At 51.2% G+C, this 2,875-nt stretch carries 2 protein-coding genes and 1 pseudogene; all 3 read right to left on the reverse strand.

Annotation, left to right across the window (positions count from 1 at the left end; translation table 11 throughout):
* Positions 1-75: 75 nt before the first annotated feature.
* The gene (locus tag ACFDR9_RS27365) at positions 76-1,971 is read right to left on the reverse strand and encodes a PAS domain S-box protein (RefSeq protein ID WP_409033031.1); all 1,896 of its coding nucleotides are present in this window, start codon (positions 1,969-1,971) and stop codon (positions 76-78) included.
* Positions 1,972-2,147: 176 nt separating this feature from the next.
* A pseudogene (locus ACFDR9_RS27370) lies at positions 2,148-2,660 on the reverse strand (transposase DNA-binding-containing protein); the annotation flags it as partial.
* The coding region (locus ACFDR9_RS27375; RefSeq protein WP_409033032.1) for a hypothetical protein at positions 2,657-2,875 on the reverse strand (219 nt) is incomplete at its 5' end. The pseudogene ACFDR9_RS27370 and the gene ACFDR9_RS27375, both read right to left, overlap by 4 nt.

Below are 2,875 nucleotides of genomic sequence, written 5' to 3' on the forward strand. Positions count from 1 at the left end.
CGGGGCGGTTTTGGTGGCATGCACGCATGATGCGTTATCCACGATTCGTTTACAACAACTTTCTACGCTGTACGCTCAGGCTGAATAGTCACGGCCAAGCTTATGCAGTGCGAGAACCTCCACGCGTTTGTTAATGATTTTTCCGGTACCCCCGTGCAAAAACGAGTGCATACCCCGACTGTGTTGAGAACGTAATGCAGGGGGGATTATGAGTTCAGCCATTTTTGTTCCGATAGCTTCCGTCGCTGACCACCCCAATGTATGCTCCGCTTGCGCATTCCACTCGGTGATCACGCCCAGGTGGTCCATACCGACAAAGGCATCATTCGCGTTTTGAATTAGGAGCCGGATTTTTTCTGCCTGGCTGCGTTTTAGCTCGTTGCCAGCTCGATCTTCAGTGACGTCTTGAATCACGCCCGTATAGATCACCTCTGAGATGGACGAAGCCGTTGGCGAAGCATCGAACCGTACCCACCTATTCGAACCATCCGGCGGCAGTAGGCGACACTCATAGGCCCACGCGGTATTGTGCTGTGCGGATTCGCGTATCACCTGCGCAAACTCATTTTTATCGTCCGCGTGAACACCCATTTGAGTCCAGTTCAGCAAGACATCGTCGCAATGAATGGAAAAGAGTTGCTCGAATTTTTGCGAAATATAGTGAATGCCTATCTCACCGTCTGTCCGGCAGTACATTTGAAAGAGCGCCACGGGCACGCTGACAGTAATTTGCTCCAATCGAGTCGCGTAGTTTTTTATCTCATTTTTTGCTTGTGTAGAAAGGGTTACATCCCGAGACACTGATAGTATCTTTTCAACCTTTCCATCTAAATCAAAGATTGGTGTCACCATTACATCCCACCATTTCTGCGCTCCTTTGGCAGTAGGGCAGAACGCCTCAAAGCGTCCGTTCTTGCCACTGCGTGCAACGTCCAGTGCAGAATGGACCTCGCCTTGGATTTGAGCAGGCCATAAACTCGCCCATTGCTTGCCTATTAAATCGGCGCAGTCGTCAATTTCCATCAGGCATTGCCCGTTCCTGTTCATCGCAAGAAGGTTGCCGTTTAGGTCGACAATCTTGACGCAGTCTGGGCTGCTTTCGAAAAGCTGGCTTGCTACATAAAGCTGGTTAGCCAGATCTGTAGCGTCGCCGTTGAGATTCACAAGGAGGCTTCCCGCAACAGCGTCTAGTGCAGCTAACTCTGCGCGGCGATTTTGGCCCTCCTCTTCCTGAGCAGTAACATCGCGTGCCGCACAGTAAAATCGATCTGAAGTCACAATTCGGGCATTCCATTCGATCCAATGGATCCCCCCATCGCGGTGAATATAGCGATTCCGAAAGCCGACCGTAGCGTTACCTGCGTAAAGTGATGCGGCCTCTGCGACAGTGCGCGAGTGATCCTCAGGATGTACGAAGTCCAAGGATGGTTTTGAAGTTAGTTCGGACTTTGTCCAACCAAGCAAGTCAGTCCACGCAGGACTCACATGGACCAAAAACCCCTTTGAGTCGGCAATTGCCAATAAATCTGGCGACAGGTCAAAATAGGCATCACGATCGCTTTCCGCTCGTTTTTGTTTTGATATGTCAATAATTTGCGAAATGAAAAAATCTGGAGCGAGATTGCTATTCCTTCCAACAGAAACTGTTAACAAGGTCCAAACGACAGTACCATCTTTTCGTATATATCGCTTTTCCAAGTTATAAGAACTAATATTTCCTTTTAATAGTTCAGCAACAAGGGTGAGGTCGCTGTCCAAATCCTCTGGGTGGGTAATATCTTGAAAACGCAGGGTTAAAAGTTCAGGTTTTCCATATCCAACGATTTCACACAGTGCATCATTCACATCCATCCAACGACCAGTAAGGCCGACTAGCGCCATTCCGATGGCGGAATCCATAAATGCGCTATGAAACTGGTCGCTGCGGAATGACTTTATAGATATCATTTGAAAAATATTTTCCAGGTGCAATTTATTTGCAACCTTATTTGTGGGCAACTAACCCGAGGCGCAACTAAAAAAGTGATCCATCAAGGATAATGGTGAATTATCTCATAGGCAAGTGTTCTTCTTTGCACGGGTATATCTTGGCGTCCCTTGTGCACACAGTTGCGTGCTTCGAAAAGCCAAACCGGCTATGTCATGATGGCTGGGTCCGCCACGCGTTGGTAGCCTTCGACCCAGCGCTTGCTCTCGATCAGGCCCGGACTGACGCCATCGGCGCCGCGCTTCTCGCGCGCCCACATCCACTTGTCGAGCACGCCTAAGGACTCGCGCCGCGCCGTGACCAGGTAAGTCGGGTGCGGGTACATGCCGCCCCGCGCCTCGTAATTGAGCGGCCCGAGCCCGTCGATCTCCTGACCGTCGAAATCGAGTTCCGTTGAGTCCTGGATGCACAACACCACCGGCTGCGCGCGCATGCGCTCCTCGGTATGCTCCCAGTGCGGGGCAAGTATCGCTTCCCATTCTACTTCGACATTGCCCAAGAAGCGGTCGGCTGCGCAGGTTTCGCCCCAGCTATCGCACGCATCCGGAATGCTGGCCGTCGGCTTGGCCGAAAATTGTTCCATCATTCGCTTCGCCCTCTTGTTGAGGCGGGCATCACCAAGATCCACTTCCGCGAATCCCTGCTCCGTTCCCTGTGGCGCTACCTTGGTCACGCGGCCGCCGAAATTTCGAAAGTAAACGCGAATTCGGCGAAATTTACAACCGCTCTGCGCAACCCATTGAATGTAAACGGTTTTTCGGGCTCTATGCCGTTTTGTATGGAAATTGACTTCCGGATCGGTAGCGGGTACCCGCTTTCATAAGCGGTGCAGCTGGGCGTAACAGGTTCTGTGGCAAATGCTTTAGCTTGGACATGCGGAGATAGGCG

The organism is Janthinobacterium sp. CG_23.3 (assembly GCF_046115965.1).
GTDB lineage: Bacteria > Pseudomonadota > Gammaproteobacteria > Burkholderiales > Burkholderiaceae_D > Janthinobacterium.